Genomic DNA, 23,854 nt, shown 5'->3' on the forward strand with positions numbered 1-23,854 from the left:
GTGCCTAGACCGGTCCCGGCCTGAGGTTGTTGGGCAGGTAGGTCGCCAGCTCCGGGAAGGCGATCAGCACAAACACCATCAGCACCATGATCAGGAACATCGGGATCGCGGCCCGGGCGATATAGCTCATCTCGTGGTGGGTCATGCCCTGCATCACAAACAGGTTGAAGCCGATCGGCGGGGTGATCTGCGCCATCTCGACCACCACCACGATGAAGATGCCGAACCAAATCAGGTCAATGCCCGCCTGCCGGATCATCGGCTCCACCACCGCCATCGTCAGCACCACCGAGGAGATACCGTCAAGGAAACAGCCGAGCACGATGTAGAACACCAGCAGCACCATCAAGAGCTCAAACCGCGTCAGCTCCCAGCCAGCGATCAGATCCGCCAGCCCGCGCGGCAGCCCGGTAAAGCCCATCGACAAGGACAGAAACGCCGCGCCGGCCAGGATCAGCGCAATCATCGCGCTGGTGCGGGTAGCACCCATCAGGCTCTCAGAGAAGGTCTTCCAATTCAGCGAGCCCTGACCCAGTGCCAGCAGCAGCGAACCGATGACCCCGAACGCCGCCGCCTCGGTTGCGGTGGCAAAGCCCAGGTACATCGAGCCGATCACCACGATGATCAGCGCAATCACCGGTGCCAGGAAGCGGGAGTTCTTCACCTTCTCAGCAAAGCTCAGCTTGCTTTCCTGGTCCGGGTTCCAGTCCTTGCCGACCTTGGAGTATATCGCCACGTACCCCATGAACATCGCCGCCAGCACCAAGCCGGGCAGGATGCCCGCAAAAAACAGCTTGGTGATCGATTCATTGATGGTGACACCATAGACGATCAGCGTCAGCGACGGCGGAATCATCAGGCCCAAGGTGGCCGCGCCGGTCAGGGTGCCGATCACCATCCGCTCCGGATAGTTGCGCTTGCGCAGCTCGGGGATCGACATCTTGCCCACCGTGGTCAGCGTCGCGGCGGAGGAGCCGGAAACCGCGGCAAAGACCGTGCAGCCGACAATGTTGGTGTGCACCAGCCCGCCGGGCAGCGGCGCCATCCAGGGCGACAGGCCCTTGAACATGTCCTCCGATAATCGGGTCCGGTAAAGGATCTCCCCCATCCAGATGAACATCGGCAGCGCAGTCAGGGTCCAGCTGGAGGAGGCCGACCAGACCGTGGTCAGCATCACGTCGCCGACGGGGCGGGTGGTGAACAGCTCCATGCCGACCCAGGCCACACCCATCAGCGCCAGACCAACCCAGACGCCGGTGCCCAAGAGGGTGAACAGCACGAAGAGGAACAGAATGATGACTGAGATATTTTCCATGTGCCCTTACTCCGCGTGGCTCTGATCTTCGAGATCCCGGGTGATGCGGTGATCGCCGCGGAAAATCACGTGGAACAAATGGTCGGTGAGGGCGATGGCCAGAATGACCGCGCCGATCAGCATGGCGCTCTGCGGTATCCACAGCGGGGTGCGGTCCTGGCCCTGGCTCACATCGTTGAACTTCCAGCTCCAGTAGACAAAGCGGTAGGCGTAGAAGCAGAAGTACCACATCACCGCGGTGCCGATGCCAAAGCACCAGATCTCCAGCGCCCGGCGGAAGCCTTGCGGAACAGCGTTGAGCAGGATCGACACCCGGATATGGCTGCCGCGGTTCAGCGCATTGGCAAAGGCCAGGAAGGACGCCGCCGCCATTGCATAGCCTGCGTAGTCCGGCGCGCCGGGAAACACTTCACCGGTCCAGCGGGCGAGCATCTGAACAACTATCAGCCCCAGAATGGCGATCAGGCAGAGGGCGGCCAGCACCCCCGCCGCCAGGTACAGAAAATCGAGACCGGAGCGCAGCCCCCTGAGCACAGTCATGGCATCCCCATCGGCTTTATTTTATGAAAGAACGGGCGGCACTTGAGCGCCGCCCGTATCATGCTGAGTGATTACTCGGCGTTGAAGGCGTCGACGATGGCCTTGCCTTCTTCACCAGCCGCTTCCAGCCATTCATTGGTCATGGTGACGCCGATTTCCTTCAGCTCACCCACCATCTGGTCAGAGGCCGGACCCACGGTCATGCCGCCATCGCGCAGACCTTGCAGGGTAAAGCCGGTGTACTCCTTGGCGCGCCAGTTGCCCGCGTATTCGGCCAGCTTGGCGCAGCCCTTGATCACGTTCTGATTGGCTTCCGAGGTGCCGCTCCAGATATCGGAGTTCACAAACACGTAGTTACGCGGCAGCCAAGCATCTACTTCGTAGAAATAATTCAGGCTCTCCCAGACCTTGCGGTCATAGCCGGTGGAGCCGGAGGAGACCATCGAGTCCGCTACGCCGGTGGCAAAGGCCTGGCTGATCTCGGCCGCCTCAATGGTCACCGGCAGCATGCCGGTCAGCTCTGCCAGGCGCGAGGTGGCATTGTTGTAGGAGCGGAACTTGATGCCCTTCATGTCGGCGACCGAGTTCACCTCGTTCTTGAAATAAAGCCCCTGCGGCGGCCACGGCACAGCGTAAAGCAGGGTCAGGTTCTGCTCGGCCAGCAGGTTTTCGATGGTGGGCTTGGCGGCATTCCACAGCTTGTCGCTGTCATCAAAGGACGTCGCCAGGAACGGGATCGAGTCAAAGCCGAACAGCGCGTTTTCGTTCTGGTGGCCCGACAGCAGCCGCTCGCCAATCGGCGCCTGGCCGGTCTGCACCGCGCGCTTGATATCGGCTCCCTTGAACAGCGAGCCGGACGGGTGGGTTTTGATCTCGATCTCGCCGCCGGTGCCGGTGGTCACGCATTCGGCGAACTCAGCACCGGTGGCGGAGTGGAAGTTGGAGGCCGAATAGGCCATCGGCATATCCCAGACTTCCGCGGCGGCGGGCAGGGCGGCAGCCGCGGTCAGCGCGGTGGCGGCCAGCAGTTTGGTCAGTTTCTTCATTGTGTTCTCCCTGTTTGCTTGCGGCCCCTTGAGGGGCACTGGTTGGTTTCAAATCGCGTAACGTGCCGGGTCATAGGCGCTCATGTCGATGTTCGGGGCGCGCCCCGAAATCATCTGCGCCAAGAGACGCCCGGTCTTCGGCCCGCCGGTGAGGCCGACGTGATGGTGGCCAAAGCCGGCAAAGGCACCGGACAGGCCCGGCAGCTCGCCGATGACCGGGATCGAATCCGCCGGTGCCGGGCGGTAGCCCAGCCATTCCTCTTCGTGTTTCCAGGTGACACCGGGCAGAATGCGCCGGGCGTTCTTGCGCAACAGCTCAAGCGGGCCTTTCGACGGCCCGGCCTCCAGCCCGCCGAACTCCACAATGCCCGCAATCCGGATCCGTCCCTCCATCGGGGTCACCACGCATTTGGCCGCTGCCACCATGACTGGCGCTTTCGGCATCGCCGAAGGCTCCCATAATTCAAGATGATAGCCGCGTTCTGCCTCCAGTGGTACGGAAATTCCCAGCTTCTCCGCCAGCGGTTTGGACCAGACGCCCGTGGCCACAACCACGGCATCGCAGGGGATGGTCTCGCCGCCGGCACGCACGCCGGTCACCTTGCCGTTTTCGCGGGCCGCATCCTCGGCAAAGGCCTGGATCAGCCGGCCGCCATTTGCCGTCACATGGGCGGCCAGGTCCTTCACATACCGGCCCGGGTCCAGGATAAGCCCGTGATCCTTCAACCGCGCGGCAAAGCCGAACTCCTCGGCATAGATACCGTCATAGGCCCGGACATCCGCCCCCTCCAGCTCATCCCAGCGGAACCCATGCTTCCTGCGCAGGCCCCAGCCGAATGCATCCTCGCCGAAATGCGCCCGGTCATTGTAGAGGAACAGGTAGTCCGATGGTTTCAGATGCCGCTCCGCTCCGGTGCCTGCCGCCAGCGCCTGATGATCCGCCAGCGAGTCCCCGACAATGGGCGCCAGCGCAGCCGCGATGCGGGCGGTGTCCTCTGCATTTGCATGGCTCATGTACTTCATCAGCCAGGGCGCCAGTTTCGGCAGGTACCCCCAGCGCATGAACAGCGGCTGGCTGGGGTCCAGCAGCATCTTCGGTGCCTTCTTCCACAACCCCGGACCTGTCACCGGCACGATAGAGCAGGAGGCCAGAATGCCGCCGTTGCCGTGGCTGGTGCCTTCACCCGGCCCCTTGCCGTCGATCAGGATCACCTGATGCCCGTCCCGCTGCAGCTCAATCGCGGCGGAGACGCCGACAATGCCGGCGCCGATGATGGCAACGGTTTTCTGCGCTCCCGTCATGCCGCGACCCTCTTGGCGACTGCGTAACGGTTCAGTTTTCCGATGTCGGGCCTGATGCCCAGCCCCGGCTCGTCCGGGACCACCACTTGGCCGTCTTTGACCTGGAAGGGCGTCTCCAGAATATCTTCCTTCAGGAAATAGCTCGCCTGGTAGAACTCGCAGCCCAGCCGGATCTCGGGTGTGGCCGCAATCATGTGGGTGCCCGCCAAATGCGCGAGCCCAGCCTCGAACATGTCGCCCCCATAGGCAGAAAGTCCGTTGGCCGCCGCAATCCGCGCCACCGTCTGCCCGCGGGTCAGCCCGCCCGACTTCATGATCTTGACCGAGACACCATCGCAGATGCCCTCGCGTGCCGCCCGCACCATGTCCTCAGGGCCGAAGACGCTTTCGTCTGCCAGCAGCGGCACGTCGATCATCTCCCTCAGCTTTGCCATCATGCCGAAATGATGAAACCGCACCGGCTGCTCGATGAAATCCGGCTTGAACTGCGCCACGTCGCGCACCTGCGCGGGCGCATCCTCGATACTGAGCCCCTGGTTGTAGTCCACCCGCACCCGGAACTCGGGGAAGTCCTTGGCAATCCCTTCCAGCCGCATGATGTCAAAGGCATGATCCTTGAAGCCGGTCTTCAATTTGATCAGCCCCACATTGTCGGCGCGCAGCCGGTGCAGAAGGTCCACGTCCTTCCCAAAATCCGGGTCAGCAATCGAACAGCTGAGCGGGATGGTATCGCGGCACTTGCCGCCGATCAGCGCCCAGACCGGCGCCCCGGCGATCCGCCCGGTCAGGTCCAGCAAAGCGCTTTCCAGCGCCGCCTTGGCCTCTGTGCAATGGGCCACTGCCTTGGCCGCATCCTCCATGATCGCCGCCCTGTCCGCCACCCGGCGGCCTTCCACCAGCGGCCGGATGTAGCGGTCCAGCGCCGCCAGGCTGGCTTCCGGGGTGCCGGTGAACACCGACCACGTCGAGGCTTCGCCAAACCCTTCGGCGCCGCCTTCGCTGCGCAGCCGGACAATCACAACTTCGCAGGAGCCCTCAACAGACCCGATCCCGTGGTCGCGGCGCGACAAGACGGGCAGCGCGAGATGCCAAAGGTCCATCCCGGCAATCTTTTGTTCCAGCACTTCGATCTTCCTCCCAGGTGCGAGCGGAAGCCTGCCTTGACTTGATTATCATTACCAATACAAAGAATTCGAAAGAGTATCATGAAAAGTGATAGGCTGCCGATGTCTCTTCGCTTCCGCCAGCTGCAGGCTTTCCACGCCATTGTCGAAACCGGCACCGTTACCGGCGCGGCCGAGCAGCTGGGCATTTCCCAGCCTGGCATCTCCAATCTGCTCTACCAGCTGGAGCGCCAGACCCGCCTCAAGCTGTTCGAACGCAGCAAGGGCCGGCTGATCCCGACGCCCGAGGCAGGCGTGCTGTTTCAGGAGGTCGATACCGTGGTGCGCGGACTGGACCATGTGGCGCAGGCGGTGACGGACCTTCAAAACAAGCAGGCGGGCCAGTTGCAGGTTGCTTCTCAGCACTCGCTGTCCTTCGGCTTCATGCCCGCGCTGATCGCCCGCTTCGCCCGCACACGCCCGGACATGTCGATATCATTTCAGGCACAGTATTCGCTGAAGATCCAGGAATGGGTGATCGCAGGACTGTTTGAGATCGGCGTCTGCGAGATGCCGCTGATCCACGACGGGCTGGAAGTGCATCCGGTGAGCGTCGAAACCCGGCTGGCGATGCCTGCGGACAGTCCGCTGGCAGATCATGAGGTGCTGACACCGGAGCTGCTGGAGGGTGTGCCCTTCATTGTCATGGGGCCGGAGCACATGACCCACCGCCGCACTCGCGAAGTCTTTCAGCAGGCCGGAATCCCGCTGAAAACCCGCGTGCATTCGCATATGTTCAAGAACCTCCTGAGTTTTGTGCAGGAGGGAATGGGTGTTTCGATCCTCGACCCCTTTGTGCTGAGCTTCGAGACCGGCGGCGGGTTCGTCTCCCGTCCGTTCCGGCCCAGGATCATGATGGAAATGGCGGTGATCACCTCCAAGTCGCGCCCGCTGTCAGTGGTAGGGCAGGAGTTCCTGGCGCTGTTGAAGCAGGAGCTGGCGACGTACTGCGTGGCAGAAACCTGACCTTCTCCCGGAATTGTATGCAGTACAGAATTCAATCTTGCGCAGGGCCGGGCGCTCCCCTAATCTGCACCGCGGATTGAACGAACGGCGGGAACATGGCCAAACGCGAAAGCAATGTGGACCGGGTCTATGAGGCGCTGCGCCGGATGGCGGCGGATTTTGCCTTCAAGCCCGACCAGCGGATCAACGAAAGCGCGCTGTCTGAGGTGCTGGGCGCCAGCCGCACGCCGCTGCGCGAGGCGCTGAATCGGCTGGTGGCCGAGGGCTTCCTGACCTTCCAGAACAACCGCGGCTTCTTTTGCCGCCCGCTGACGCCCAGCTACATCATGGATTTGTACGAGGCCAGGGTGGCAGTGGAATGCGAAGCTGTGCGGCTGGCCTGCAACCGTGCCTCGGATGAGGATATCGCGGCGCTGGCGGACTACCTGAACAGGATGGAGCCGGAATACGAAAGCGCCACCGATCCGGAGGCGCTGCTGGCAATGGACGAAAGCTTCCACGCCCGCTTGGCGCAGCTCTCTAGCAACAGCGAACTGCAGCGCATCCTGAACAACCTGAATGGCCGCATCCGCTATATCCGGCTGATCGACCTCAAACGCCTTCGCGACCGGGCCGGGGGCAAGGCACCGGGCGACATCTCGGCCCACCGCCAGATCGTCGAGGGGATCGCTGCACGCGATGCGCAGGCCGCGACAGCAGCCATGCGCAGCCATATCGAGAAACGCCGGGAGGAGGCGACGGAGGCTGTCCGCATCGCCTTCTCCCAGCTTTACGTGCCGGACGAGTAGGGGAGCCACATGGAACACGGCGGCAAGACAGTTTACGGCGCGGCGGTTGGCATCCTGATGCTGGAAACCCGCTTTCCCCGCATCCATGGCGACATGGGCAACGCGATGACCTGGGACTTCCCGGTGCACTACAAGGTGGTGCGCGGTGCCAACCCTGAGAACGTCGTGCGCGGCAATCCCAAAGAGCTGGCGGACCTGTTTGTCGAGGCCGGGCGCGACCTGGTGGCAATGGGGGCCGATGGCATCACCACCAACTGCGGTTTCCTGGCACTGATCCAGGACGAGGTGAAACAGGCGCTGGGCGTGCCGGTGGCGACCTCCTCGCTGATGCAGGTGCCGATGGTGCAGAATCTGCTGCCTGCGGGCAAGCGCTGCGGCATCCTGACGATCTCCAAGGCCACGCTGACACCTGCCCACCTTGTTGCCGCAGGTGTTGCGCCGGATACGCCCATTGCCGGCACAGACGGCCTCCGCGCCTTTACCCGCGACATCCTAGGAGACGCGGCCTCGATCGACTTCGAGGCCTGCCGCCTGGACATGATCGACGCTGCCCGTGCAATGGTGGCGGAGATACCGGACCTGGGCGCTATCGTGCTGGAATGCACAAATATGGTGCCCTACGCCCGTGATGTGCGCAAAGCGACCGGGCTGCCGGTGTTTTCGATCCATTCCTTCATCAACTGGTTTCAGGCCGGTCTGCTGCCCAAAGGATTTCCGCTGGAGCTGGACGATCCTCGCTGGTGAGGCCGGACGGTGGGCGGAATCTATCAGCTCAAAACCAGCAGCCAGAACCACACTGTCAGGATGCTGGCGCCGGTGGCAATCAGCACCGAGGACGCCGCCACCCGCTTGGCCCGCCCGTACATATTGGCAAAGATATAGCCATTGAACCCGGTCGCCATCGCCGCGTTCAGCACGGCGGAGCGGAACAAGTCCAGCGGCAGCGCCAAGGCCGAGCCCAGCGTCCAGACAATCGCCGGGTGGATCATCAGCGAGGTGAAACAGACAAACAGGATCGCCCGCATGTCGCCCTCTGGCCGGTATTTGACCAGCACCCCGCCCAAGGCAAACAGCGCGCAGGGCAGGGCGGCGCGGATAATCAGCGACAGCGCCTCATCCAACACCAGCGGAATGGCAAACCCGGAGAGGTTCACAGCAAACCCCAGCGCGATGCCGAGGATCAGCACGTTGCGGAACATCGCGTTCAGCACGGATGTGACAGTCTTGATGCCGCCCGCCCCGCGGTTGCGCACAAACTCCATCGCGGTAATGCCCACGCCGTAGCAGAACGGCGAATGAAACGCGATGATCGCGTAGTTGCCGGTCAGGTTCTCAGGTCCGAACGCGCGCTCTGTGATCGGCAGCCCCAGCAGGACCGAGTTCGAGAACAGGCAGCAGAACCCGATGGCGATACAGTCCTCCCAGTCCCGCTTGAACAAGGTCCGGGCACCGAAGACGCCAATCAGAAAGCAGGTGAATGCGCCGGTATAGAAGCTCGCCAGCAGCCGCGGATCGAAACTGGCGGAAAGATCCAGCTCTGCCATCGCCTTGAACAGCAGGCATGGAATGGCAAAGCCCTGGGCGAACTTCATCACCCCTTCGATGTGATCCTGGCTCAGCACGCGCCTGGCGGTGGCGGCGTAGCCTGCGCCGACAACCAGAAACACCGGCAGAATGACGTCAATCAGGCTCTGGAACACGGTGCTTCCTCAAATCCCTCAAAAGAAAAGGGGCGCTGCGTTGCGCCCCTTCAGACCTCCATCCGGATCACCATCCCATCAAAGGCGGGGGTGATATGGTCAGGGGTCTCGGCCTCGACCGTGTCATAATCCATGTCGATATGCATGTTGGTGATGACACCGCGTTTGGGGGCCATCTTTTCGAACCACTCCAGCGCCTCCTGGTAGCTGAAATGGGTCGGGTGCGGGGTGCGGCGCAGCCCGTCCAGGATCCACACATCCAGCCCTTCCAGTTCCGGCAGCGCGCTGTCGGGGATCGTCGACACATCCGGCAGATAGGCCAGCCCGCCGATGCGGAAGCCCAGCGAGTCAATGGAACCGTGGCTGACCTCGAACGGCCGGAAGGTGATCCCGCCGCCGGGCCCGCTGATGGTGAACGGGCCGCCGATGGTCTGCAGGTCCAGGATCGGCGGATAGGGGGAGTTGTCGGGCTGCGCAAAGGCGTAGCCAAAGCGGTTCAGGAGGTCGTTCTGGGTCGCCCCGTCGGCATAGACCGGGATGCGCTGGCGCATGTTGAAATAGACCATGCGCAGATCGTCGATCCCGTGCAGATGGTCGGCATGGGAATGGGTGTAGACCACCGCGTCCAGGCGGCTCACCTCTGCATCCAGCAACTGGCTGCGCATGTCCGGCGTGGTGTCGATCAGTACCGACGTGGTGCCGTCAGGCCCGTCGCGCTCCACCAGCATCGAGCAGCGGCGACGCCTGTTCTTCGGGTTCTTGGGGTCGCAATCGCCCCAGTGGCCGCCAATCCGCGGCACCCCGCCCGACGAGCCCGAGCCGAGGATGGTAAAACGCATCTCTGCCATCAGGCGGCGGCCTCATACTGGGCGGCTTTCCAGAACAGCCGGTCGAAATTCGCCTGCGTCTGCGCGGCAAAACCGGCGTAGTCCATGCCGAACACTTCTGCGCCCACCTTGGCGGTAAAGGCGGTATAGGCAGGCTCGTTGCGCTTGCCGCGGTAGGGCGGCGGCGCCAGGTAGGGGGCGTCGGTCTCCACCAGGATGCGTTCCACCGGTGCGGCGGCAAAGATGTCGCGCAGCTCCTGGCTCTTGGGGAAGGCGGCGATGCCGGACATCGACAGGTAGAACCCCAAGTCCAGCGCTGCCTTGGCCAGCTCTGCGGAGGAGGAGAAACAGTGCATCACGCAGCTGTATGCGCCGTTGTTCATCTCTTCGCTCAGGATACGCGCCATGTCGTCGTCGGCCGCCCGGGCGTGGATAATCAGCGGCAGTCCGGTTTCCCGGGCCGCGGCAATGTGGATGCGCAGCGACTCCTGCTGCACGGCAGCGCTGTCGGCGGTGTAGTGGTAGTCCAGCCCGGTCTCGCCGATGCCGACGAACTTCGGGTGCTTGGCCAGCGCCACCAGCTCATCCACCGAAACCAGCGGCTCGTCTGCGGCGCTCATCGGGTGGGTGCCCGCGGCATAGAACACCGGCGCATGCGCTTCGGCAATCGCGCGCACAGCCGGCTCGTTTTTCATCTTGGTGCAGATCGTCACCATCCGGGTCACGCCAGCCTCAGCGGCGCTGGCAATCACCTCATCCAGGCGGCCCTCAAAGTCCGGGAAGTCCAGATGGCAGTGGCTGTCGGTAATCTGGGGGGGCGTCTCGGTCATGGATCCTCTGGTGCCGCTTGCGCCGCGCCCGAAGCCTAGCGCGACGCGGTTTCCTGCATCTTGAAAACCGTATCTAGGACAAGCGCCGCGGGGTCAAGGTTCACCGCCTGGCCGTGGCGGGCACGGGCGGTCACTTCTGCTGCAAGGTCGGCCCAGGCGCGCGCTTTGCGGGGATCAGGCGACAGCCGCGACAGCATCGCTGCTTCCTGCGGTGCCGCTTCCGGCGCTGGCGGAGTCCCCGTCGCGCCGGTGCGCGCCAGCCGGGCCAGCGCCATCTCCGTCAGCGACAGCAGCAGCTCGAAACGTTCCGCCGCGCCCCGCTGTGCGGCGGCCTCAGCCAGCGCCATCGCGCGCTGCCGGTCCAGCCGCGGCATAGAATCGAGGATCTGCACCAGCTCGGCATAGATCTTGAGACCGCCCAGATTGATCAGCCGCAGCGCCGCCCCGACAGAGCCGCCAGCGAGTGCTGCGAGATTCTCCATGTTCTGCGGCAATTCAACACCCGATTGCGCCAGCGCGGCTTCCATGTCCGGTGCAGACAGCGGCCCCAGCCGCAGGGTGCGGCAGCGGGAGCGGATCGTCGGCAAGAGGCGCGAGGGCTGATGAGAGATCAGCAGGATAGTGGTCCGTGCAGGCGGCTCCTCCAGCATCTTCAACAGTGCGTTGGCGGCGCTCACGTTCATGTCGTCAGCGGCGTCCACAATCACAACCCGCCGCCCGCCGTCGGTGGCGGACAGGCCAAAGAAGCGGTTGAGCTTGCGGATATCGTCCACCACGATCTGGCTGCGCAGCTTGCCCTTGTCGTCATAAGAGCGGGTGATTGGTGCCAGCCCCGGTTCCGCCAGCGCCTGAATGCGGTGCGAGACCGGATGGTCCGGGTCAATGTTCAGGGTCTGCGGCGGGGGCGGGGCGCCGAACAGGCCCTCTTCCGCCGGGGGCGTGGCCAGCAGAAACCGCGCGATCCGCCAGGCCAGCGTTGCCTTGCCCACTCCCTGCGGGCCGGTCAGCAGCCAGCCGTGATGCAGGCGGTCGGAATTGTAGGCGGTCAGGAAGTCCTGCTCCGCTGCCTCCTGGCCGATCAGCCGCAGGGTTTCGCGCGGATGCGGCGCGCCCTCGGCCTGGTCGGCACGCGGCAGGTCGTCGTCAGCGCTCATGCCCCGCTTCCTTCCAGCGCATCTTCCGCCAGCCTGCGCACATCAGCGGCCACCTCTTCGACAGGGCGGGCGCCATCGACCACCCGGAACCGGTCTGCAAACTCTTTCGCCAGCGCCAGGAAGCCGGCGCGCATCTTCTCCTGCAGCCCGACCCCGAAATCCTCGAAACGCTCCTCCTTGCCCTGCCGCCCCTTGGCGCGGGCCAGGCCCTCGGCCGGGTCCATGTCAATCAGCAGGGTCAGATCCGGCTCCCGCCCGATCATCAGCTTGTGCATCTGGTCGACAGCCGCGCGCAGATCGCCGCGCGACAGGCCCTGATACATCCGCGTGCTGTCGGCAAAGCGGTCGCAGATCACCACCTTGCCCGCGGCCAGAGCGGGCTCGATGGTGCGCTCCAAGTGATCGCGCCGCGCCGCCATGAACAGCAAAAGCTCGGTCTCCGCCGACCAGCGGTCGGGATCGCCCTCCAGGACCAGCCGGCGGATCTCCTCGGCCCCGGGGGAGCCGCCGGGCTCCCGCGTCAGCACCACATCGCGGCCCGCGGCGCGCAGGGCTTCGGCCAGCAGCTGGCATTGCGTCGATTTCCCGGAGCCGTCGATGCCTTCAAAGGTGATGAACAACCCGCGCTTGCCACCCGCCGTCACAGTGCCCCCTCGGGACCGGTCAGGAATTGCTTGATCAGCACCTGCGCCGCGGTCTTGACCCGCACCACAAAGCCGCCCGCGGGCACGTCGCTTTCCGCCACCAGCGGCAGCCGCACCTCCGGCAGCTCCTCGGGCTGCAGCACCAGCTCCGCCAGCCGCTGGCCTTTCGCCACCGGCGCCTCGATCGGACCGTTATAGACGACTTCGCCCTGGATGGTGTTGGCTGCCAGGGACGGCAGCAGGATTTCCAGGTCCTTGGCCGGCACCAGCCCTACCGATTGCTCGGCCCCCCGCCAAATCTCGGCTTCGGCGATGGCGATACCCTCTTTTGCGACGGTTTTCTTGGCAAATTGGCGAAACGACCAGTTAACAATGGCTTCCGCCTCCTCTGCGCGACCGCGCTCGGTGTCGAGCCCGGAAACCACAAAGATCACCCGCCGGTCGCCCTGCTTGGCAGAGCCGACCAGGCCATAGCCCGCTTCCTCGGTGTGGCCTGTCTTCAGCCCGTCAGCGCCGATCCCCAGCTTCAGCAGCGGGTTGCGGTTGCGGATGTTGGAGGGCGCACGGCCATCGAATTCGAACGTGGTCTCGGCAAACAGCGGGTAGTATTCCGGGAAGTCCTCGATCAGCCGCTCGGCCAGGACCGCCAGGTCATGCACCGACATCCGGTGCCCGGCGGCAGGCCAGCCGTTCGAGTTGGCGAAGGTCGAGGCGGTCATGCCCAGATCCTCGGCCCGCTTGGTCATGTAGCGGGCGAAACCGGCCTCGGTGCCATCGGGGCTCAGTGCTTCGGCAATCACCACGCAGGCGTCATTGCCCGACAGCACGATGATGCCGCGCAGCAGGTCCTCGACCCGCACCCGGTCGGTGGTGTCCAGGAACATGGTGGAGCCGCCATAGCTCATCGCGTGCTCGCTCACCGGCAGCCGTTCGTCCAGCGTCAGCCGCCCGTCGCGCAGGGCTTCAAACGCCACATACAGCGTCATCAGCTTGGACATGGAGGCCGGCGGCAGCGGCACATCCGAGTTCTTGGACAAAAGCACCGTGTCGGTGCCCGCGTCCAGCACATAGGCCGCGCGCGCGCTGGTATCAAAGGCCGCAGCCGGCAGTGCCGGCAGGCTGACCGCCAGGCCCGCCGCCAGCGCCAGCCGCAGCGAGGATTTCAGGGCCTGGCCCAGGTGCATGGTGTTTCGCTTAATTGGTGACAGCATAGGCATCCGCAAATCCGGTTTCCTTCACGCTTTTCAACAGCTGGCTGCGTTCGGTCTTGTTCTGTGCCGGGCCGACCAGCACCCGCCAGAACGTCTTGCCGCTGGAGGACTGTTCCCGCACCACCGGCACCATGCCCGCGCTGCGCATCATGTTGGCGGTCCGCTTGGCGTTCGCCTCGACGCTGAAGATGCCGATCTGGATGAAGGGCTTGCTCAGCGCGGATTTCTGCGGTGCGGGGGCAGGGGCCGCGGCGGGCTCTGCCTTGGCAGGCACGGCCTGTGCCGGGGCGGAAGCGTCAATTGCAGCAGCCGCACCGGCAATCGGGTCCAGCGCGGTTTCGGTAATCTCGCCGCTGCCCGCCAGCGCGGCCTCGCTCACGTCTGCGGCTTCCGGCAGGGCAGCATCAGCGCCAGGCTGGTCTTCCGGCTGCGGTTCCGGCCCGGCTTCCTCGCGCCGCAGGGCGGTCACGTTCAGTTCCGACGGCGCACCGGCCAGCATGCCCAGGGCCGCCGCCGCATCAGACGAGACCTGCAGCCGCGGTCCCGGGATCTCCCGCTCGCGGCGGAACAGCGCGCCGATCACGAACTGGCCATTGGCATTGTTGCGGATGATCACCCGTTCCGGGTCCTTGGTGTCGGGATGCGCCACCCAGACGCCGCCGATCGACGGACGGCCGTCCCACAGGCCCGCCTCGGTCACCTGGAACACATCCGGCGCTTCCACGTCGCGCTCCACCAGCTTGGTGCTGCTGGAGGCCTCAACGGCCCCCTCCGCCTTGGGTTTGGGTTGCAGAAAGCCCAGTTTCGGCCCGTCCTCGCAGCCTGCCAGAACCAGCAGGCCCAAGGCCGCCGCGGCGGCACGCGGGGCCGTCCTTGCTTTCGACATGGTGTCTTTCATGCTTTCATCCTTGCCTGTGCCCGCGGCGCTTCTGCGCCCCCGCCGGAATTGCCGGTCTTCTTGGTTTGGCGGCATGATAGCCTGCACTTTCAGCCATGAAAACCCTGACGGGGCGCGGCACAGGGGAAAGCCGGGGCGGCGGCATGAATCCGCGCGTCCGGGCGTGCTGCGGAAATTTCCCTTGCGCGCTGTCCGCCGGGCCAGGATTTCCCCTTGCCTCGCCCTGCGTTGCATCCTAAACCGCTGACGGACCGGGGAGGTGGCAGAGTGGTCGAATGCGGCGGTCTTGAAAACCGTTGAACGTGAGAGCGTTCCCAGGGTTCGAATCCCTGTCTCCCCGCCACTCCGCAGACTGCCACCGTTTTGGCCGCTCCGGTTTCCCCTGCAAACGGCACGTCTCCGGCCTAGGTTGATGGTGGGCGCAGCATGTGCGCCCGATCCGCTTTCAGAAACCCAACCGGACCCTGATCACATGGCCAAAGCCGGACAGCTTTACCTGCTGAAGCCTTCTGTGAAAGGCACGCCCAAGCTGGGCGGACGCCGGGGCAAACTGCAGTTCCGCAATAAGAAGACGGCGAAACCTGCAGATTTCACCGTCTTGGATTGCTTTGACGGCTCCATCCGGTCCAGCGGCTGCCTGCTGGTTGAGCGCGGCAGGAAACTGCACCTGCTGAGACAGGGGGGTGTTCTGACCCAATCCGCCAAGCGTTCAGGGAATTTCCTGCACGACTGGCCAGCCGGGCCGGTGAAGGAGGCCCTGCGCGGTCTGTTCCCGCTGCGCCGGCTGCTGCCTGTGGCCTCGGGCCGGCTGGCGCGCAAGCGGTACGGGGTCACCTGGAAACGGGCGGGTAGCGGCGCCTTGATCCTTTGGCAATTCACCGGCGCCTTCGGCTCCGTTTCGCTGTTCAGCGTGCAGGCCGGCCCGGGGAAGCCGCGGGATGCAGCATTGCAATTCCTGACCGGCCAAGGGGCCGTGCCTGCCGCTCCGGCTGATCTCTACGCGCTGCTGGCGCCGGACCGGCCTGCTTACAGTGTGAAACCGCCGGTGCCGCTGGCCCCGGGTCAGCGGTCCCTGGACGCGGCAGCCGCTATCATCCGTTCGTGCCTTAGCGTTGCGAGGCAGAACGAGCCGGGCATCATCTCTGACCTCGACACCGAATTCCTGCACGACTACCGGATATCCCTGCGCCGGATCCGGTCGGTGCTGAGCCTGTTCAAGGGCGTATTCACCGCCCGGGACACCGCGCGGTTGAAACAGGTGTTCTCCGGCCTGATGGACTCCACCGGGCGGCTGCGGGATCTGGATGTTTGCCTGCTGCAGCGCGAACAGTATTACGCGCAGGTCCCGGAGCCGCTGCATCCGGGGCTGGATGCGATGTTTGCAGCCTTCGAGGCGGAGCGGCAGCATTGCCGCAAGCAGCTTGCCCGCCACCTGACCGGAGCGCGGTACAACCGGCAAATCGCCGCGCTGCAATCAGAATTCGCTGATGAAGCTGTGATTGTGCCAGGCCCCAAAGCCGGGCGCCCGGCCCTGAAACTGGCGCAAAGGCTGATCTGGAAGCGCTACGTCAAGGTCTGCGGGATTGCGGACCGCATCACCGCAGAGACGCCGGACAGCGAAGTGCATGAACTGCGCATCAACTGCAAGAAGCTGCGCTATCTTATGGAGCTGTTTGAGCCGCTGTTTGAGAGCGAAGACCTGAAGGTGCTGTTGAAGCCGCTGAAAAAACTTCAGAATACGCTCGGGGATTTCAACGATTGCTCCGTCCAGCAGGCGGCGCTGCTGGCATTCGCAGCCAGCTCCGCGGCCACACGGGACATCGCGCTGAGCGCCGGCGCGCTGATTGCGGTGCTGCACCAGAACCAGCTGGACGCGCGCGCTCAGGTCGAGCAGAAATTCCAAGCCTTCAACAGCCCGGAGACGCAAAGACGGTTCCGGGCCTTGTTCCGCGGCTGAGGCTGCGGCTTATTTCCGCCGCAGCAGGTAGATATCCATAATCCACCCATGTTCAGCCCGGGCCCCGGCGCGGGTTGCGATGATCTTTTCCGACACCTCTCCCAGAGGGCCTGCGACGGAAATCTGGTTCTCCATCCCGGCATAGGCGGTCCAGAAGATCTCCACCCCGTGCGGGTCGATAGACTGAAAGGAACATTCCCCGTCCAGCATGATCACCAGCGTATCCGCACTGTCCGGCCAGCCGTTTTCACGCAGCTGGCGTCCGGTGGTGATGGTGAACGGCGCGCCGATTTCGTTGACCGGGATGGCGTGGGCCGCAGTGAGCGCCTGGATCGAGGTGATGCCGGGAATGACCGTCAGCTTGATCTCGGCCAGCTTCTGCAGCCGGTCGGCAATCCGCATGGTGCTGTCATAAAGCGACGGGTCGCCCCAGACCAGGAACCCGGCTTTGCCGCCCGCGGGCAGGCTGGCGGAGATAGTCTGCCACCAGATGTCCGCGATCGCGTCGTGCCAGTCATCCACCCGCTTGCGGTAGTTCCTGGTGGCCTCGTCCCGCACCGGCAGGGAAAACTCGACGATCTTGGGGCCATTGCCCCTGATCGCCCGGTTGCAGATCTCGCGCCGCAGGCCCGCCAGATCGTCCTTGCCTGCACCCTTGTTGGGGATCAGGATCAGGTCCTGCGCGTTCAGCGCCTCAATCGCCTGCAGCGTCATGTGCTGCGGGTTGCCGGTGCCGATGCCGATCAGGGAAAGCTCAATCATAAGGGGGTCTTTCTGAATTGCAGGCTTATGCGCCCGGCAGGTCCTGATCCGCCAGCGGCCCGTACAGGATCAGCACCGGTGCCTTGGTTTCCATCGCGCGCAGCACCGCCGGCAGCTCGCCCACTGTGTGGCAGAACAGTTGCTGCTGAGGGGTGGAGACCCCCAGCGCCACCAGCGCGTGGGTCTCTTCAGGCAGTCCCGCCTCCATCAGCTTCTCTGCCAGCGCGGCAAAGGTGCTTTTGCCCATATAGACCACGGTGGTGGCATGCGGGTCGGCCAGCGCCGCCATGTTCAGGTCGTCCGGCAGCCCGCCGGTCACGTCATGGCCGGTGATGAACTGCAGCCGCCGGGCGGTCAGCCGCCGGGTCAGCGGAATGTTCGCTGCCGCCGCCGCCGCCGAGGCCGCGGTGACGCCGGGCACGATCTCAAACCCGATCCCCGCCGCGCGCAGCGCCGTCATCTCTTCCTCCAGCCGCCCGAAGACGCCGGAATCGCCGGACTTCAGCCGCACCACATTGAGGCCTGAGGACGCGTAGTCGACCAGCAGCTGGCTCACATGGTCCTGCTTGGGGGAAGGGCGGCCAGCCCGTTTGCCGACGCCTACCAGGTCAGCGTCCGCACGCGCATGGCTCAGGATCGGCCCGGACGAGAGGTCGTCGAACAGGATCGCATCCGCCGTCTCCAGCCGCTTGACCGCTTTGACGGTCAGCAGTTCCGGATCGCCCGGTCCGGAGGAGACAAAGCTTACAAAACCGCTCATGCCTGCTCTCCCGTGATCAGGTGGAAGAAGGTGCCTGTGACGTTGCCCTTGATGGAGCCGGTCTCCGGCACCGGGTTGCCGTCGGCGTCCATGACATTGGCCAGCGGCGCGTCAGGCTCTTCCAGGATGGTGGAATAGTGGAACTCATGCCCGCGCAGGGCGGTGCCTGCGCCAAATCCAGGCATTCGCGCCTGCAGGATGGCGCGGCGGTAGCCGAGGTGGAACTTGCGCTTTTCGTAGGAGGTCACAAGTCCCAGCAGCCCCAGCATCGCATGCCGGTTGCCTTCCTTGTCGATCAGCGCCTCGCCCAGGGCCATGTAGCCGCCGCATTCGCCATGAACCGGCTTGGTTTCGGCGTGCTTGCGCACGCCCGCGCGGAAGGTTTCCGCCGTGGCCAGCGTGCCGCCATGCAGTTCAGGATAGCCGCCGGGCAGCCAGACCAGATCGGCATCTGCCGCCGGGGCCTCATCGGCCAGCGGCGAGAACGGCAGGATCTCAGCCCCCGCCGCGCGCCAGCCTTCCAGCAGATGCGGATAGGTGAAAGAAAACGCCGCATCGCGGGCCAGTGCAATCCGCTGCGCGGGCGGTTCCGGCAGGCTGGATGAGGCGGGTGCTTGCCCAGCCAGCGCCGCGGCCTTGATTGCCTCCAGATCGACATGCTCGCGCAGGAAGGCGGCATAGCCTGCGATGGCGGCTTCCAGATCGGGGTGCTCGACCGCCTGGATCAGGCCCAGATGCCGCTCCGGCAGGGTCAGGTCACCGCGCCGGGGCAGGGAGCCCAGCACCTTGATGCCTGCCTTCTCCATGCCGAGGCGCGTCAGCCGCTCATGGCGCGGGCTGGCAACGCGGTTCAGGATGACGCCTGCGAAGGGCAGTTCCGGGTCGTAATTCTTGAACCCCAGCGCAGTAGCCGCGGCCGACTGCGCCTGACCGCCCACATCGACGACCAGCACCACGGGCCAGCCCATGCGCTTGGCGGTCTCGGCAGAGGAACCAAAGCCCGACTGCCCGCGTGTTGCCACGCCGTCGTAAAGCCCCATCGAGCCCTCGCCGACGCAGATTTCCGCGCCCGCCGACTGGCCCGCCACCGCATCCAGCAGCCCGCCGTCCATTGCCCAGGTGTCCAGGTTGAAACTGGGCCGCTTGGCAGCCGCCAGGTGGAAGGCGGGGTCGATATAATCGGGGCCGCTCTTGTAGGGCTGCACGGTCAGACCGTCCTCGGCCAGCGCCCGCAACAGGCCCAGCATCACGGTGGTCTTGCCGGTGCCCGAGGAGGGCGCCGAGATCATCAGTCCGGGAGGTGTCATTGAACGATCTCCTCTTTGCCCGCCCGGGTCGCTTGCGGCCCGAGCTGCGCCCGCCCGCCCCCACGGCGGGCGCATTCGCGCCCACCACGGACGGGCGCCGCCCTTAGTTGCTTAAAATCAATCATCGCCATGGCTCCAGCTCGACCACGGGCTGTCCGCACTCTGCGGGCGGTAACGGCGGTCGTAGTCGGCGGAATAGAGGCAGCTTTCGTCAAAGCCCTCGCCCTTCAGCACCGGCCCCACCAGGATCAGCGCGGTGCGGGAGATCTTCTCGTCCAGCGAGTCCTTGAGCGTCTCCAAGGTGGCGCGGATGATCTGCTGATCCGGCCAGCTCGCGCGGTAGACCACGGCCACCGGGCAATCCGCGCCGTAATGCGGCGTCAGGCTGTCCACCACATGATCCAGGTTGCCGATCGAGAGGTGGATGGCCAGCGTGGTGCCGGTACGCGCAAAGTTCTCCAGCGACTCGCCTGCGGGCATCGAGGACGCGCGGCCAGGGGTCCGCGTCAGCACCACTGACTGGCCGAGGCCCGGCAGGGTGAGTTCAGTGCCAAGCGCCGCCGCAGCAGCAGCAAAGGAGGGAACGCCGGGGGTGACGCTTACGGGAATACCCTCTGCCTTCAGGCGGCGCAGCTGCTCGCCCATTGCGGACCACACCGACAGATCGCCGGAATGCAGCCGCGCCACGTCCTGGCCCGCCTCATGAGCTGCCTTGATCTCGGCCACGATGGCCTCCAGATCCATCGCCGCGGTGTTCACGATCTTTGCGTCCGACGGGCAGTGGCTCAGGATCTCCTCCGGCACCAATGAGCCTGCGTACAGGCACACCGGGCAGGAGGCGATGATATCGCGCCCGCGCAAGGTCAGAAGGTCGGCAGCGCCCGGTCCGGCGCCAATGAAGTGAACGGTCATGGCTCAAGTCTTTCTGCTATGGCCGCGGTGGCAAGCCCATCCGCGGTGACAACTCTGGGGGCGAGCAGGCGCGATTTTGCGCTCGCCACCCCATGGCGCGCGCCCGCCAGCGCCGCGGCTTCCGCCAGCGACCCGGTGTCGAACCGCGCCTTGATCCGGGGCGAGCAGGTGAGGGTCTGCTCCCCGGCAATATCCTGTTCCTGCAATGAAATCACCGGCAGGCCGGTGCTGCGCGCAAACTCCTGCATGGCAGGGGCTTCGGCCTTCTCAGCAATGGACGCCAGCGCGTCCACCCGCTCGCCAGCCAGCGCCAGCGCGGCTTGCAGATCGGCTGCCGTTGCAGCGCTGCGAAATCCGAGGCCCGCCACCTTCATCGCGTGACGCTCCACTGGATAACGGGCCGCGCCCGGCGCCAGTCGCGCATCGACCCCAGCGGACCGGCCTCGGCGATCTCGGCCTTCAGCAGATGCCCGCCGCGCGTGGCATGGGCCTGCATCAGCAGGGTCTCGGTCTCCAGCGTGACGCCATTGGCCACCAGCCGCGTGCCCTCGGGCAGGACCTCCCACAGATGGTCCAGAAGCTCTTGCGAGCCGCCGCCGCCAATGAACACGCAATCGGGCTTCTCAAATCCGTCCAGCACATCCGGGGCTTTGCCGAGCACGGGTTTCATCCGGTGATCCAGCCCGAACGCCGCCGCATTGGCGCGGATGTTCGCCAGCCGGCTTTCGCGCGGCTCAAAGGTGATCGCCCGTGCGCCGCGAGCGGCCAGGCACCACTCGACCGAGACCGAACCGGAACCGCCGCCAATGTCCCACAGCAATTCGCCCGCGCGCGGGGCCAGCGCCGAAAGCGTCAGCGCCCGGACCGGCCGCTTGGTGATCTGCCCGTCGCTGGCAAAGAGATCATCTGCAAGGCCGGACGCCTGCGGCAGGCCCTTATGGCCCGCAGCCTCAACGGCCACGGCAACAGGGGCCTGAATGTCTTGCAGATCAAACCCGTTGGCAGTGGCAGAACGCACTTGCTGGCGCGGCCCGCCCAGGCACTCCATCACGGTCAAAGCGGAAGCGCCAAAGCCTTCCGCGGCCAGCCATTCCGCCAGCTCCGCAGGCGCGGCTCCGTCCCGCATGGTGCAGATTACGCGGGTGCCGTTCGCCAGCAAGGGCCGCAGCCGTGCGTAAGGCGCCGCATGCAGCCCAAGGCACAGAACCTCTTCCAGCTTCCACGCCAGATGGTTGGCCGCCAGCGCAAAGGTCGACGGCACCGGGTAAGAGACCCACTCACCCGCCTCCAGATGCCGCGCCAGCGAGCCGCCTGCGCCATGCCAGAACGGATCGCCCGAAGCCAAAACAGCCACCTTTCGCCCGCGCATCTCCAGCACCGGCGCAATGGAAAACGGCACCGGCCAGGGCTGGCTTTTGCTGCCTGCCGCTGCCAGTTCCAGGTGGCGCGGACCGCCAAAGATTACTTCGGCCTCCGCCAGTGCCTTCCGGCTTGCATCGCCCAAGCCTTCCAGTCCATTTTCGCCCAGACCAATGATTGTGAGCCACGGATCAGACATGACACGCATCCTCCTGCTGGGCGGCACCACCGAAGCCTCGGCGCTCGCCAAGACGCTTGCCGAAACCGGCGCGGACGCGGTGTTCTCCTACGCGGGCCGCACCGCCAAACCCGTCAGCCAGCCGCTGCCCACCCGCGTCGGCGGCTTTGGCGGCGTGGAGGGGCTGGCAGAATACCTGCGCACGGAAAGCATCACCCATGTGATCGACGCAACCCACCCGTTTGCCGCGCAGATGAGCACCAACGCGGTGCATGCCTGCGATGCGGCGGGCGTGCCGCTCTGCGCCTTTGAGCGCCCGGCCTGGCAGGCGGGTGAAGGCGATTGGTGGCTGCATGTTGACAGTATTGAAGAGGCCGTTGACGCTTTGCCGGATACCCCGGCGCGAGTGTTCCTGGCGATCGGCAAACAGAACCTCAGCCAATTCGCCGCCAAACCCCAGCACCACTACCTGCTGCGTCTGGTGGACGCGCCGGAAGCGGATTTGCCGCTGCCGCAAACCACGGTCGAGATCGCCCGCGGGCCGTTTGACGTCGCGGGGGATACCGAACTGATGCAGCGCCACGCCGTCACCCATGTGATCGCCAAGAACGCAGGCGGCGCGGGCGCCGCGGCCAAACTCACCGCCGCGCGCAGCCTGAACCTGCCGGTCATCATGATCGGCAGGCCGCAGGTGCCCGAACGTCCCGTTAAGGGCAGCGTGGCAGAGGTTATGGCCTGGCTGTCGCATCCCGCAGATTAACCCTCAGCCGCGTAGCGGGGGGTATAGACGTAATTGCCGACCCGGCGGGTGTCGCGGTTGCCGACAATCACCACGGTGCGCATGTCGGCCATCTCGGGCGTGGCCTCTTTCAGCGGCACCGTCAGCAGCTCTTGCCCCGGCTTGGTCACGTCGCGGGCAAAGGTGATCAGCGTGTCCTGACCGCAAGCCTCCCGCAGGATTTCCAGCGCCCAGGCAAACTGATGCGGCCGCGATTTGGAGCGCGGGTTGTAGAACGCCATTGCGAGACCTGCCTCGCCGACCAGCTGCAGGCGCTTTTCGATCAGGCTCCATGGCTTCAGGTTGTCGCTGAGGTTGATAGCCGCGAAATCATGCCCCAGCGGCGCGCCGATGGCGGCGGCAGCGGCCAGCATGGCGGTTATGCCGGGCAGCACTTTAATGTCCAGATCCAGCCATGCCGGGTGGGCTTCGGCGTTATTCTCCAGCGCCTCGAACACGGCGGAGGCCATGGCAAACACACCCGGATCGCCGGAGGAAACCACGACCACGCGTTTGCCCTCGGCGGCCATCTCCAGCGCGTGGGTGGCGCGGTCGACCTCAACCCGGTTGTCGGTTGCATGCAGGGTCAGCCCCTCGCGCGGCTCAATGCGTTTGACGTAAGGGATATAGCCAACAATATCAGTGGCTTCCCCGATGGCGTCGCGCACTTCCTGCGTCACCAGCGCCTCATTGCCCGGGCCAAGCCCCGCAATCACCACCCAGCCGTTTTGCGATAGTTTCATGGCCGACGCCCCTGTCCGTGAACCAGTACGATTGAGAAATAGGGCACCTCGCCGTCAATCTCCGAAAGCTTCTGCACGGTTTGCCCCGGCATAGTGCCGCGCTCGACCAGCCAGGCGTCGTCCGCGCGGCCTGCACGTTTCAGCGCGCGGCGCAGCTTGGGCAGGTTGCGGCCGATCTTCATCACCACCAGCGCATCCGTTTCCGCCGCACGCTTGGCCAGCTCATCTTCGCTGAGGGTGGCCATCGCCACGGTCAGCACATCGTCCCCCCAGGTAATCGGCTGGCCGGAGGCGGTCCAGCAGCCGGACATGCCGGTGATGCCGGGCACGATCTCCTGCTCGGCACGGCCCTGCAGGCGGGTGTAGAGGTGCATGTAGGAGCCATAAAGGAACGGGTCGCCCTCGCAAAGCACCACCACGTCCTCACCCTTGGCAATCTCGGCAAGGGTGTCGGCCCACTGGTCGTAGAATCCCGCCAGCACCCGATTGTATTCGGGATCCGAGAAATGGATCTCGGTCGTCACCGGGTATTCCATCGCGTGCTCGGTGACGCCCTCACCCAGCATCCCCTCGACAATGGCGCGGGCCTGGCCCTGGCGGCCGGCCTTGCGGAAGTAGGCGATGTGGCGCGCGGAGGAAATCAGCCGGTGCGAGCGGACGCTCATCAGGTCGGGATCACCGGGGCCAAGCCCTGCGCAGATGACTTTACCCATG

25 protein-coding genes and 1 tRNA gene are annotated in these 23,854 nt (G+C 65.1%); 6 read left to right on the forward strand and 20 right to left on the reverse strand.

The window, feature by feature from the left end; translation table 11 throughout:
- Positions 1-4 precede the first annotated feature (4 nt).
- The 5 genes from AC4HIX_RS12605 to AC4HIX_RS12625 form a co-directional block, all read right to left on the reverse strand.
- Entirely contained in the window at positions 5-1,315 is a 1,311-nt protein-coding gene (locus AC4HIX_RS12605) for a TRAP transporter large permease (protein WP_490399172.1), read from the reverse strand.
- 6 nt (positions 1,316-1,321) lie between these two features.
- Positions 1,322-1,855 (reverse strand): TRAP transporter small permease, encoded by a 534-nt coding sequence (locus AC4HIX_RS12610; RefSeq protein ID WP_490399173.1) that lies wholly within the window; start codon positions 1,853-1,855, stop codon positions 1,322-1,324.
- A gap of 71 nt (positions 1,856-1,926) precedes the next feature.
- Positions 1,927-2,901 (reverse strand): TRAP transporter substrate-binding protein, encoded by a 975-nt coding sequence (locus AC4HIX_RS12615; protein ID WP_490399174.1) that lies wholly within the window; start codon positions 2,899-2,901, stop codon positions 1,927-1,929.
- A 48-nt stretch (positions 2,902-2,949) separates the two neighbouring features.
- Positions 2,950-4,203: an NAD(P)/FAD-dependent oxidoreductase gene (locus AC4HIX_RS12620; RefSeq protein ID WP_490399175.1), complete on the reverse strand. Its 1,254-nt coding sequence runs from the start codon at positions 4,201-4,203 to the stop codon at positions 2,950-2,952.
- Complete coding sequence (locus AC4HIX_RS12625) at positions 4,200-5,327, reverse strand: enolase C-terminal domain-like protein (protein ID WP_490399176.1); 1,128 nt, start codon at positions 5,325-5,327, stop codon at positions 4,200-4,202. The genes AC4HIX_RS12620 and AC4HIX_RS12625 overlap by 4 nt, the downstream gene beginning before the upstream one ends.
- Before the next feature lie 102 nt (positions 5,328-5,429).
- Between AC4HIX_RS12625 and AC4HIX_RS12630 the strand changes: the two genes are divergently transcribed.
- The 3 genes from AC4HIX_RS12630 (at position 5,430) to AC4HIX_RS12640 (ending at position 7,864) form a co-directional block, all read left to right on the forward strand.
- Positions 5,430-6,332, forward strand: a complete 903-nt coding sequence (locus tag AC4HIX_RS12630) for a LysR family transcriptional regulator (protein ID WP_475052996.1) — start codon at positions 5,430-5,432, stop codon at positions 6,330-6,332.
- A 95-nt stretch (positions 6,333-6,427) separates the two neighbouring features.
- On the forward strand, positions 6,428-7,120 hold the full coding sequence (locus AC4HIX_RS12635; RefSeq protein WP_490399177.1) for a GntR family transcriptional regulator: 693 nt from the start codon (positions 6,428-6,430) through the stop codon (positions 7,118-7,120).
- 9 nt (positions 7,121-7,129) lie between these two features.
- Positions 7,130-7,864: an aspartate/glutamate racemase family protein gene (locus AC4HIX_RS12640; RefSeq protein WP_490399178.1), complete on the forward strand. Its 735-nt coding sequence runs from the start codon at positions 7,130-7,132 to the stop codon at positions 7,862-7,864.
- A gap of 23 nt (positions 7,865-7,887) precedes the next feature.
- On the opposite strand, the gene AC4HIX_RS12645 is transcribed toward AC4HIX_RS12640, so the two are convergent.
- Genes AC4HIX_RS12645 through AC4HIX_RS12675 form a run of 7 tightly spaced genes read right to left on the reverse strand, consistent with a single transcriptional unit; the run spans position 7,888 to position 14,384 of the window.
- On the reverse strand, positions 7,888-8,820 hold the full coding sequence (locus AC4HIX_RS12645) for an AEC family transporter (protein WP_475046787.1): 933 nt from the start codon (positions 8,818-8,820) through the stop codon (positions 7,888-7,890).
- A gap of 50 nt (positions 8,821-8,870) precedes the next feature.
- A complete protein-coding gene (locus AC4HIX_RS12650; protein WP_475046785.1) occupies positions 8,871-9,668 on the reverse strand; it encodes an MBL fold metallo-hydrolase in 798 nt (265 codons plus the stop codon).
- On the reverse strand, positions 9,668-10,477 hold the full coding sequence (locus tag AC4HIX_RS12655) for a TatD family hydrolase (RefSeq protein ID WP_475046784.1): 810 nt from the start codon (positions 10,475-10,477) through the stop codon (positions 9,668-9,670). Before AC4HIX_RS12655 ends, AC4HIX_RS12650 begins: the two co-directional genes overlap by 1 nt.
- A 35-nt stretch (positions 10,478-10,512) precedes the next feature.
- Positions 10,513-11,631: a DNA polymerase III subunit delta' gene (locus AC4HIX_RS12660; RefSeq protein ID WP_490399179.1), complete on the reverse strand. Its 1,119-nt coding sequence runs from the start codon at positions 11,629-11,631 to the stop codon at positions 10,513-10,515.
- Positions 11,628-12,275, reverse strand: coding sequence for a dTMP kinase (gene tmk, locus AC4HIX_RS12665; protein WP_490399180.1), 648 nt, complete (start codon positions 12,273-12,275; stop codon positions 11,628-11,630). The genes AC4HIX_RS12660 and tmk overlap by 4 nt, the downstream gene beginning before the upstream one ends.
- A complete protein-coding gene (locus AC4HIX_RS12670; RefSeq protein WP_475052994.1) occupies positions 12,272-13,459 on the reverse strand; it encodes a D-alanyl-D-alanine carboxypeptidase family protein in 1,188 nt (395 codons plus the stop codon). The genes tmk and AC4HIX_RS12670 overlap by 4 nt, the downstream gene beginning before the upstream one ends.
- Before the next feature lie 10 nt (positions 13,460-13,469).
- The gene (locus AC4HIX_RS12675; protein WP_475046780.1) at positions 13,470-14,384 is read right to left on the reverse strand and encodes an SPOR domain-containing protein; all 915 of its coding nucleotides are present in this window, start codon (positions 14,382-14,384) and stop codon (positions 13,470-13,472) included.
- Positions 14,385-14,637: 253 nt separating this feature from the next.
- On the opposite strand from AC4HIX_RS12675, the gene AC4HIX_RS12680 reads away from it, so the two are divergent.
- Positions 14,638-14,727: transfer RNA gene (locus AC4HIX_RS12680), tRNA-Ser, on the forward strand.
- Between the two features lie 129 nt (positions 14,728-14,856).
- Complete coding sequence (locus AC4HIX_RS12685) at positions 14,857-16,341, forward strand: CHAD domain-containing protein (RefSeq protein WP_490399181.1); 1,485 nt, start codon at positions 14,857-14,859, stop codon at positions 16,339-16,341.
- A 9-nt stretch (positions 16,342-16,350) separates the two neighbouring features.
- Here AC4HIX_RS12685 and cobF read toward each other — a convergent pair whose 3' ends face one another.
- From cobF to cbiE, 6 genes are all read right to left on the reverse strand, one after another.
- A complete protein-coding gene (cobF, locus tag AC4HIX_RS12690; protein ID WP_490399182.1) occupies positions 16,351-17,103 on the reverse strand; it encodes a precorrin-6A synthase (deacetylating) in 753 nt (250 codons plus the stop codon).
- A 25-nt stretch (positions 17,104-17,128) separates the two neighbouring features.
- Complete coding sequence (gene cobA / locus AC4HIX_RS12695) at positions 17,129-17,863, reverse strand: uroporphyrinogen-III C-methyltransferase (protein WP_490399183.1); 735 nt, start codon at positions 17,861-17,863, stop codon at positions 17,129-17,131.
- Positions 17,860-19,170, reverse strand: a complete 1,311-nt coding sequence (locus AC4HIX_RS12700) for a cobyrinic acid a,c-diamide synthase CobB (protein ID WP_490399184.1) — start codon at positions 19,168-19,170, stop codon at positions 17,860-17,862. The genes cobA and AC4HIX_RS12700 overlap by 4 nt, the downstream gene beginning before the upstream one ends.
- Positions 19,171-19,287: 117 nt before the next feature.
- Positions 19,288-20,082 carry a precorrin-4 C(11)-methyltransferase gene (cobM, locus tag AC4HIX_RS12705; RefSeq protein WP_490399185.1) on the reverse strand — a complete coding sequence of 265 codons (795 nt, stop codon included), beginning with the start codon at positions 20,080-20,082 and terminating at the stop codon, positions 19,288-19,290.
- Positions 20,079-20,456 carry a cobalamin biosynthesis protein gene (locus tag AC4HIX_RS12710; protein ID WP_490399186.1) on the reverse strand — a complete coding sequence of 126 codons (378 nt, stop codon included), beginning with the start codon at positions 20,454-20,456 and terminating at the stop codon, positions 20,079-20,081. The genes cobM and AC4HIX_RS12710 overlap by 4 nt, the downstream gene beginning before the upstream one ends.
- Positions 20,453-21,640 carry a precorrin-6y C5,15-methyltransferase (decarboxylating) subunit CbiE gene (gene cbiE, locus AC4HIX_RS12715; RefSeq protein WP_490399187.1) on the reverse strand — a complete coding sequence of 396 codons (1,188 nt, stop codon included), beginning with the start codon at positions 21,638-21,640 and terminating at the stop codon, positions 20,453-20,455. The genes AC4HIX_RS12710 and cbiE overlap by 4 nt, the downstream gene beginning before the upstream one ends.
- Here cbiE and AC4HIX_RS12720 point away from each other — a divergent pair.
- Positions 21,639-22,379 (forward strand): cobalt-precorrin-6A reductase, encoded by a 741-nt coding sequence (locus AC4HIX_RS12720; protein ID WP_490399188.1) that lies wholly within the window; start codon positions 21,639-21,641, stop codon positions 22,377-22,379. The genes cbiE and AC4HIX_RS12720 overlap by 2 nt on opposite strands.
- On the opposite strand, the gene cobJ is transcribed toward AC4HIX_RS12720, so the two are convergent.
- The gene (gene cobJ, locus AC4HIX_RS12725) at positions 22,376-23,140 is read right to left on the reverse strand and encodes a precorrin-3B C(17)-methyltransferase (RefSeq protein WP_490399189.1); all 765 of its coding nucleotides are present in this window, start codon (positions 23,138-23,140) and stop codon (positions 22,376-22,378) included. The genes AC4HIX_RS12720 and cobJ overlap by 4 nt on opposite strands.
- Positions 23,137-23,853: a precorrin-2 C(20)-methyltransferase gene (locus AC4HIX_RS12730; RefSeq protein ID WP_490399190.1), complete on the reverse strand. Its 717-nt coding sequence runs from the start codon at positions 23,851-23,853 to the stop codon at positions 23,137-23,139. Before AC4HIX_RS12730 ends, cobJ begins: the two co-directional genes overlap by 4 nt.
- Position 23,854 lies beyond the last annotated feature (1 nt).

Source organism: Leisingera sp., from assembly GCF_982940295.1.

Excerpts from the sequence above, each read along its gene's own strand:
- AC4HIX_RS12605 (WP_490399172.1), bottom strand. The coding sequence starts at position 1,315 with ATGGAAAATATCTCAGTCATCATTCTGTTCCTCTTCGTGCTGTTCACC.
- AC4HIX_RS12610 (WP_490399173.1), bottom strand. The coding sequence starts at position 1,855 with ATGACTGTGCTCAGGGGGCTGCGCTCCGGTCTCGATTTTCTGTACCTG.
- AC4HIX_RS12615 (WP_490399174.1), bottom strand. The coding sequence starts at position 2,901 with ATGAAGAAACTGACCAAACTGCTGGCCGCCACCGCGCTGACCGCGGCT.
- AC4HIX_RS12620 (WP_490399175.1), bottom strand. The coding sequence starts at position 4,203 with ATGACGGGAGCGCAGAAAACCGTTGCCATCATCGGCGCCGGCATTGTC.
- AC4HIX_RS12630 (WP_475052996.1), top strand. The coding sequence starts at position 5,430 with ATGTCTCTTCGCTTCCGCCAGCTGCAGGCTTTCCACGCCATTGTCGAA.
- AC4HIX_RS12635 (WP_490399177.1), top strand. The coding sequence starts at position 6,428 with ATGGCCAAACGCGAAAGCAATGTGGACCGGGTCTATGAGGCGCTGCGC.
- AC4HIX_RS12640 (WP_490399178.1), top strand. The coding sequence starts at position 7,130 with ATGGAACACGGCGGCAAGACAGTTTACGGCGCGGCGGTTGGCATCCTG.
- AC4HIX_RS12650 (WP_475046785.1), bottom strand. The coding sequence starts at position 9,668 with ATGGCAGAGATGCGTTTTACCATCCTCGGCTCGGGCTCGTCGGGCGGG.
- AC4HIX_RS12655 (WP_475046784.1), bottom strand. The coding sequence starts at position 10,477 with ATGACCGAGACGCCCCCCCAGATTACCGACAGCCACTGCCATCTGGAC.
- AC4HIX_RS12660 (WP_490399179.1), bottom strand. The coding sequence starts at position 11,631 with ATGAGCGCTGACGACGACCTGCCGCGTGCCGACCAGGCCGAGGGCGCG.
- AC4HIX_RS12670 (WP_475052994.1), bottom strand. The coding sequence starts at position 13,459 with ATGCACCTGGGCCAGGCCCTGAAATCCTCGCTGCGGCTGGCGCTGGCG.
- AC4HIX_RS12675 (WP_475046780.1), bottom strand. The coding sequence starts at position 14,384 with ATGAAAGACACCATGTCGAAAGCAAGGACGGCCCCGCGTGCCGCCGCG.
- AC4HIX_RS12685 (WP_490399181.1), top strand. The coding sequence starts at position 14,857 with ATGGCCAAAGCCGGACAGCTTTACCTGCTGAAGCCTTCTGTGAAAGGC.
- cobF (WP_490399182.1), bottom strand. The coding sequence starts at position 17,103 with ATGATTGAGCTTTCCCTGATCGGCATCGGCACCGGCAACCCGCAGCAC.
- cobA (WP_490399183.1), bottom strand. The coding sequence starts at position 17,863 with ATGAGCGGTTTTGTAAGCTTTGTCTCCTCCGGACCGGGCGATCCGGAA.
- AC4HIX_RS12700 (WP_490399184.1), bottom strand. The coding sequence starts at position 19,170 with ATGACACCTCCCGGACTGATGATCTCGGCGCCCTCCTCGGGCACCGGC.
- cobM (WP_490399185.1), bottom strand. The coding sequence starts at position 20,082 with ATGACCGTTCACTTCATTGGCGCCGGACCGGGCGCTGCCGACCTTCTG.
- AC4HIX_RS12710 (WP_490399186.1), bottom strand. The coding sequence starts at position 20,456 with ATGAAGGTGGCGGGCCTCGGATTTCGCAGCGCTGCAACGGCAGCCGAT.
- AC4HIX_RS12720 (WP_490399188.1), top strand. The coding sequence starts at position 21,639 with ATGACACGCATCCTCCTGCTGGGCGGCACCACCGAAGCCTCGGCGCTC.
- cbiE (WP_490399187.1), bottom strand. The coding sequence starts at position 21,640 with ATGTCTGATCCGTGGCTCACAATCATTGGTCTGGGCGAAAATGGACTG.
- cobJ (WP_490399189.1), bottom strand. The coding sequence starts at position 23,140 with ATGAAACTATCGCAAAACGGCTGGGTGGTGATTGCGGGGCTTGGCCCG.
- AC4HIX_RS12730 (WP_490399190.1), bottom strand. The coding sequence starts at position 23,853 with ATGGGTAAAGTCATCTGCGCAGGGCTTGGCCCCGGTGATCCCGACCTG.